Source organism: Bradyrhizobium iriomotense (assembly GCF_030160715.1).
In the GTDB taxonomy this organism is placed as follows: Bacteria; Pseudomonadota; Alphaproteobacteria; order Rhizobiales; family Xanthobacteraceae; genus Bradyrhizobium; species Bradyrhizobium iriomotense.
On record NZ_BSOW01000086.1, the window covers coordinates 1 to 5,989 of the forward strand.

Annotated in this window: 5 protein-coding genes and 1 pseudogene; 3 read left to right on the plus strand and 3 right to left on the minus strand. The window is 58.2% G+C overall.

Going from position 1 to position 5,989, the window contains the following annotated elements:
• Positions 1-75: 75 nt before the first annotated feature.
• The 3 genes and pseudogenes from QQL28_RS45335 to QQL28_RS45345 all read right to left on the minus strand — a co-directional run.
• Positions 76-690: a group II intron maturase-specific domain-containing protein gene (locus QQL28_RS45335; protein ID WP_229178820.1), complete on the minus strand. Its 615-nt coding sequence runs from the start codon at positions 688-690 to the stop codon at positions 76-78.
• A 193-nt stretch (positions 691-883) separates the two neighbouring features.
• Complete coding sequence (gene ltrA, locus QQL28_RS45340; RefSeq protein WP_284276354.1) at positions 884-2,179, minus strand: group II intron reverse transcriptase/maturase; 1,296 nt, start codon at positions 2,177-2,179, stop codon at positions 884-886.
• Between the two features lie 520 nt (positions 2,180-2,699).
• Positions 2,700-3,125: pseudogene (locus QQL28_RS45345) on the minus strand (reverse transcriptase domain-containing protein); the annotation flags it as partial.
• A 56-nt stretch (positions 3,126-3,181) separates the two neighbouring features.
• Between QQL28_RS45345 and QQL28_RS46440 the strand changes: the two are divergent.
• The 3 genes from QQL28_RS46440 to QQL28_RS45355 all read left to right on the plus strand — a co-directional run bounded on the left by QQL28_RS46440 (position 3,182) and on the right by QQL28_RS45355 (position 5,965).
• Positions 3,182-3,388, plus strand: a complete 207-nt coding sequence (locus QQL28_RS46440; protein ID WP_431309737.1) for a DUF5372 family protein — start codon at positions 3,182-3,184, stop codon at positions 3,386-3,388.
• A gap of 62 nt (positions 3,389-3,450) precedes the next feature.
• Positions 3,451-3,789 carry a DUF6788 family protein gene (locus QQL28_RS46055; RefSeq protein ID WP_348522575.1) on the plus strand — a complete coding sequence of 113 codons (339 nt, stop codon included), beginning with the start codon at positions 3,451-3,453 and terminating at the stop codon, positions 3,787-3,789.
• A 115-nt stretch (positions 3,790-3,904) separates the two neighbouring features.
• Positions 3,905-5,965, plus strand: coding sequence for a recombinase family protein (locus QQL28_RS45355; RefSeq protein ID WP_284276359.1), 2,061 nt, complete (start codon positions 3,905-3,907; stop codon positions 5,963-5,965).
• Positions 5,966-5,989: the final 24 nt, after the last annotated feature.

A 5,989-nucleotide genomic window follows, 5' to 3' on the forward strand; every position in this document is an offset into this window, starting at 1 on the left:
CGTCGAGTCGCCCGGGGGAGTTTCACCCCCAGGCGCTCACAGATCCGGACGTGAACGTCTCCGCTCATCCGGCTCTTACCGTCCAGCCGCCGTCTTGTGCAGCATCGGCCAATGGGCCAACAGCGTCGGGGTGCGGCAAGCAATGTCCCGTACCCAGTGCTCTGCCCGTCTTCGATGTCGCCGCAGACGTTTGTATTTCGACATCGCCCATCGCGCGAGACATCGGTCGAGATGGCGTAGTGTCGGGTAAAGCGCCGACTTGTAGTACCGACCATAGTAGTTCATCCAACCTCGAATGATCGGGTTGAACATCCTCGCCAGGTCGTCGATCCTCTTATCCACCCGGCAGCGTAGTTGCCAGGCACGGATTTCCTGTCGGATTGCCTTCGTCGCGGCATTGCTGACACCGGGGCTGAAGTTGACGAAGTGCTTCCCCCAACGGTTCTTCGACCGACGGGCGCGGAACGTGTAGCCCAAAAAGTCGAATTTCTGTTCAGGATAATCACCTCGCCGGTCGTCATCCTTACAATAGACGATCTTCGTCTTGTCCGGATGAAGCTCCAGTCCGCATTCGGCAAAGCGCTTCGCAAGCGCCTCCTTCAGTTCTTGTGCCTGCCGCTCACTGTCGCAATGGCAGAGAATATCATCGGCATAACGCTCGAACGGGATGCTCGGATGATTTCTTCGCATCCACATGTCGAACGGGATGGTAGAGACGAGCCTTGAAGCTGTAGCCTTTGCGGAGCCTCACTGTTGCTGACGTTTTCACGTCAGTGCCCTCACCGAGCCGGCATGGCTTCTTGAACTCGCCTCCCCAAGCAGAACCCGGCGTGCAGATTTCCCGCACCGGGCTCCCCAGATGACATTCGCGAAGAGCGCCTCATCACACCGTCGGATGCAAGTTTCGAGCGAACGGAAGCTCGAACCACGGGCGGTCGCCCAATTGTGCCCAACTCAGCCGGCGGCGTTGGCCACGGCGTTGTAGGGCTTGCTTCCACTGTCGCTGGGTTTCAAGGCGGATCCAGCTCAGCCTACGGTCGCAGTGGTGCAGAGCGAAGTACTGGTAGAAGCCGCGCAGCATCACCGTTAGGTGTTGTTGCTGTTCGCGTCTCTTCCAGTGCCGATGCTCGAGCAGCCACTCGCGGGTACGAGCGAGGAACTTTCTGCAGCTCTTGGTGCTGGGGATACGGATCAGGGCGAACCGCCCGCTCCGGTCCACCCCACAGACATGCTTGAAGCCGAGAAATTCAAATGTCTCCGGCCTCTGTCCGTGCTTGCCCCGCATGGTGGCAGCAAAGCGTCCAAAGAGTAGCAGCCGAGTCTTGTCCTCGGCCAGCTCCAGATTGAACTGCGCGAACCGCTCCTGCAACTGGCGCTGGAAGTTCTGCGCATCGTCCTGGAACTGGAAGCACCCCACGAAGTCATCAGCAAAACGCACCAGATATGCCTCGCCTCGACACAGTGGTTTGAACTTCTTCGCAAACCAAAGATCGAGCGTAAAGTGCAAGTACAGATTACTGAGCACAGGCGATATCGGGCCCCCTTGCGGAGTCCCTTCCCTGGCTGGAAGGAAGATCCCGTCTTGCAGTGCCCCGGCCTTCAGCCATTTTGATATCAGCTGAAGGATGATCGGGTCGGCAATCCGGTGAGCCACCATCCGGCGTAGCCACTGATGATCAATGCGGGTGAAGTAGCTGCGGATATCGGCCTCGAACACATGGCTAACCTTCTTTGTCACGATATGCCGGCGCAGAGCCTGCAAGGCATGATGAGGATTTCGCCCTGGTCGAAAGCCGTAACTGCAATCGAGGAAATCGGCTTCGAACACAGCCTCGAGAATGCGCGCGACCGCCCGCTGCAGCAGCCGGTCAGCGACAGTGGGAATCCCCAATGGTCGCGTTCCGACTTTGCCCGGCCCTTTGGGTATCTCGACCCGCCGAACCGGCGGCGCGCGGTACGTGCCTTCTTTGAGCTGTGCACAGATCTCCTCGACCCGCTTCTCCATCTCGCTCGCAAACTGTTTGGTGCTTTGCCCGTCGACGCCACTAGCTGCGTCCCGGTTCATCATTCGCCAAGTTTCCTTGAGGAACGCCGGTGTCAGCAAGTGGGCCAACGAGGTGAAACGCACCTCTCGGTCCAGTTTGGCTTTCTTCGCTATCTGACCCAGTTTCGTTGACATCAGAATCCTGCCTCTGTGCGTGCGGGTAATGTTTCCCTGCGGTCAGTCTTCATCTGCTTCGCCGCTTCCCCCTGTACGCGGCTTTCCCGCGCTCCGAGTACTACCAGCGAATCCGACTTCCACTGCAGCGTCTGCCTTTCTCAGGAATGATCCATATCGTCCGGCATACTCGGCGTGCTTCCGCTGCGCACCGAGACCACAGTGGATCTCTCAGGTTCCTTGATACTTCCTTCTCCGAACGTGCCGTGCGCTCTGACCCCGCCGCAGTCTCCAGCCACCTCGCCTTTGACGGTGACCTACTTTTGCCTTCCAGCCACTACGACTCTGTCGGCCTGCGGATTTCTATCTTTACGAGGCTGACCCGCTTCACTTGCGTTACGGCCCGCGCGTCGCTCTGCCTACGCTTAGCTCATGTCGTTACCTCCATAAGCCCAAGGCTCGATTCCCGGTGGGGCGGCTCTTCCCCTTGGCGGGGCGGGAATTTCACCCGCTGGAAGCATCAGGCTTGGCCTGACGCACCATAGTGGAGAAAGAGATTCGCCATCAGCGGTGATACCACCGAGCCCTGCGGCGTGCCCTTCTCTCGGGGTTCAGGGGTGCCGTCTTCCAGTTGAACGGGAGCTTTAAGCCACCGTTCAATGTACAACAACGCCCAAGCGCAGTCCGTGTGCTTCCGAATCGCCTTGAGCAAAAGCTCATGCGATATCGAGTCAAAATAAGCCCGAATGTCGAGATCGAGCACGAAGGGATGCCGCCAGCATCGCTGGCGAGCAACCCCAACGGCATCGAGCGCCGATTTTCCGGGTCGATATCCGAACGAGTCTGGATGAAAGTGTTTCTCCAAATCCGGCTCCAGATATCCTTTGACGACCGCCTGAGCAACGCGATCCGACACCGTAGGCACGGTTACTTCGAACTGCACTCCAGCCCGGCCAGACTTTGGGATCGGCCGAGATAACCCATCCCTTTCATCCACTTCGCGGCCAACGCTTTGCCGTACTAATGATCAGGAAGATCTCGGGCGCCGAGAGGCTGAGCCTGCGTCATGCCGAGATGGGGTCATTTGCGGTCCGGCGTGATTGGACAGACTGGGCGCCTCCCGGCAGCCCGAGTGAGGACGCCAACAACAATCCCCCGCTGCTCATCGACGCCTCTGGTTTGATGGCGTTGTCCGAACTTGTTCTCTCATTGAACTGCAACAAAAAATGAGGCTTGACCCATGACTCAACCTCTGAATCAATCGGACATAAAGTTGATTCGGTCCGTCAAAGATGACAAGCGCTTCCTCCTCGGCTCTGCGCCGAAGACGCCGTCAGCTGGTGCGTTCACTGCCGCCAATCGAGCAGATTGTGCGCGGCTCTCTCCTCGAGACATACAAGCCCTGTGGTCGACCAGGTTGTCATTGTGTCGACGGGCCTGGGCACGGACCCAAGCGATATTTGTCGACGATCGCGCGAACCGGCGAGCGCCCGCGACTCGGTTATGTGCCGAACGCGATCTACCCAAAGGTCGCCGAGTTTCTCGGCAATTACCGCACGCTACAGGAGATGCTCAACGAGATTTGCGCGATCAATGCCGAGCTTCTGCGCCGCCGCGAGAGTCTCGACTAAATGGACCCGGCTGTTGCAGCGCTCGATTTTGCCAAGGCGGGCGCCATCATCGCCAACATGATCGAATCTTATCTTGCTGCCGGCGCCTCGCCGCTCAATGCGGAAGGAGCCGAGCATGCTGAATGCGAAGATTGCCGATCATCACCTGGCGCGCCAAGCCTGCATCTACATTCGCCAGTCGACGATGGCGCAAGTGCGTCTCAATCAGGAGAGCACAGAGCGTCAGTACAATCTAGCGAACCAAGCGAAGTCGCTCGGCTGGACTCCGGAGCAGATCCGGATTCTCGACGGGGATCTGGCACAATCAGGCCAGCAGACGACCAGGCGCGACGACTTCAAGACCCTTGTGAGCGACGTCGCGATGGGGCAAGTCGGCGCGATCTTCTCTCTGGAGTCATCGCGCCTGGCGCGCTCCAACAAGGATTGGCATCGCTTGCTGGAACTATGTGCCATCACCAAGACCTTGGTGTTCGATGGCGATGGTTGCTACGATCCGGCCGACTTCAACGATGGCCTCGTCCTCGGCATGAAGGGGACGTTCGCTCAGGCCGAACTGCATATCATTCGCGCGCGCCTCCACGGCGGTAAACTCAATAAGGCGCAGAAGGGGGAGTTGCGTTTTCCTCTGCCGGTTGGCCTGGTATTCGACGGCGACAAAATCATTCTCGACCCAGACCAAGAAGTTCAGGGCGCTGTTCGAGCGGTCTTCGAACTGTTTCAGCAGGAGAACACCGCCTACGGTGTGGTTCAACGCTTCCATCAGCTAGGACTTCTGTTTCCGCGTCGGGCGTATGGCGGCACCTGGAATGGCAAGCTTATCTGGGGCCGGTTGACTCATTCGCGAGTTATCGGCGTTCTTGCCAATCCTTCTTACGCCGGCGCTTACGTATTCGGTCGCTACCAATCTTGTAAGCAGATCGACGCCGCTGGCGAGATCTGCACGCGGTTGCGCCGGATGCCAGAGGAGCAGTGGCGCGTCGTCATTGCTGATCACCATCCAGGCTATATTACCTGGGAGCAATTCCTCGCGAATCGAAGACGCCTGGAAGCGAACCGGACCAACAACGAAGTCTTTTCCGGACCCGTTCGCGAAGGACTCTGTTTGCTTCAAGGCGTGTTGTTTTGCGGCATCTGCGGGCGCCGCCTAACGGTGCGCTATCAAGGCAATCGCGGCCTGTACCCGATCTATGAGTGCAACTGGAGGCATCGCGAGGCACTGCCGCCACACCGCATGTGCCTGCCGGCAAAGCCGCTTGATGACGCGATTAGTGAACGTCTGCTGACTGCGGTCACGCCGCTGACGATCAAACTCGCGCTCGCAGCGCTGACTAACTTGGAGGCACGTGACAGAGTAATCTCTGCACAATGGCACCGAAGGATCGAGCGTGCCAGCTACGAAGCCGACTTGGCAGAGCGCCGTTATGAAGAATCCGACCCCAGCAACCGCCTCGTCGCCAGTACGCTCGAGAAACGCTGGAACGACGCGATGCAGCGGGTGCTCGAACTGAAGGCCGAGCTGGCGCATTTCGAACGCCAAACAATGCGCAGTGTCACAGCTAAACAGAAACAGCAGATTCTTCGGCTCGGACAGGACTTTCCTCGACTGTGGAAGGCGCCGACAACCTCGGCTCGCGATCGCAAGCGCATCCTCCGTTTGTTGATCCGCGATATTACCGTCGTCAAGGACCCGCAACCAAAGCTGTTGCACTTGCAGATCTGCTGGCAGGGCGGAGCAACGGAAACAATCGAGGTTCGGCAGCGGCCGAATTATCCAGAAGCGATCCGCTATCCCGACTCATTTGTTGCCAAAATCCGCACGCTGGCGGGACAATTCGATGACAAAGAGATCGCTGCACGACTTAACCGCGAGAGATTGACGAGCCCGACCGGCAAACCGTTTACCGCCAGCATGATAAACTGGATCCGTCACAAGCATCGCATCTTCAGACCATCCCCGCCTGACGGCACCCTCAATGTCAGTCAGGTTCGCGCAAAATATGGTGTCAGTCTGTGGGTCGTTCACTACTGGATCGAACATGGCATTGTCCCGGCGACGCAACGAAAACCAAATGCGCCATATGCCATTACAATCGACGACGCTGTCGATCGACGCTTGCGAAAATGGGTCGCCAACTCAAGTCATCTCCATTCAACATCCCCAACGCAAACTGTATGAGGTGCATTATGCCAAGGGCGTCGG

Bases quoted from the DNA above. Each gene is read 5' to 3' on its own strand.
- QQL28_RS46055 (WP_348522575.1), top strand. From the start codon at position 3,451: ATGACAAGCGCTTCCTCCTCGGCTCTGCGCCGAAGACGCCGTCAGCTG.
- ltrA (WP_284276354.1), bottom strand. From the start codon at position 2,179: ATGTCAACGAAACTGGGTCAGATAGCGAAGAAAGCCAAACTGGACCGA.
- QQL28_RS45355 (WP_284276359.1), top strand. From the start codon at position 3,905: ATGCTGAATGCGAAGATTGCCGATCATCACCTGGCGCGCCAAGCCTGC.
- QQL28_RS45335 (WP_229178820.1), bottom strand. From the start codon at position 690: ATGCGAAGAAATCATCCGAGCATCCCGTTCGAGCGTTATGCCGATGAT.
- QQL28_RS46440 (WP_431309737.1), top strand. From the start codon at position 3,182: ATGATCAGGAAGATCTCGGGCGCCGAGAGGCTGAGCCTGCGTCATGCC.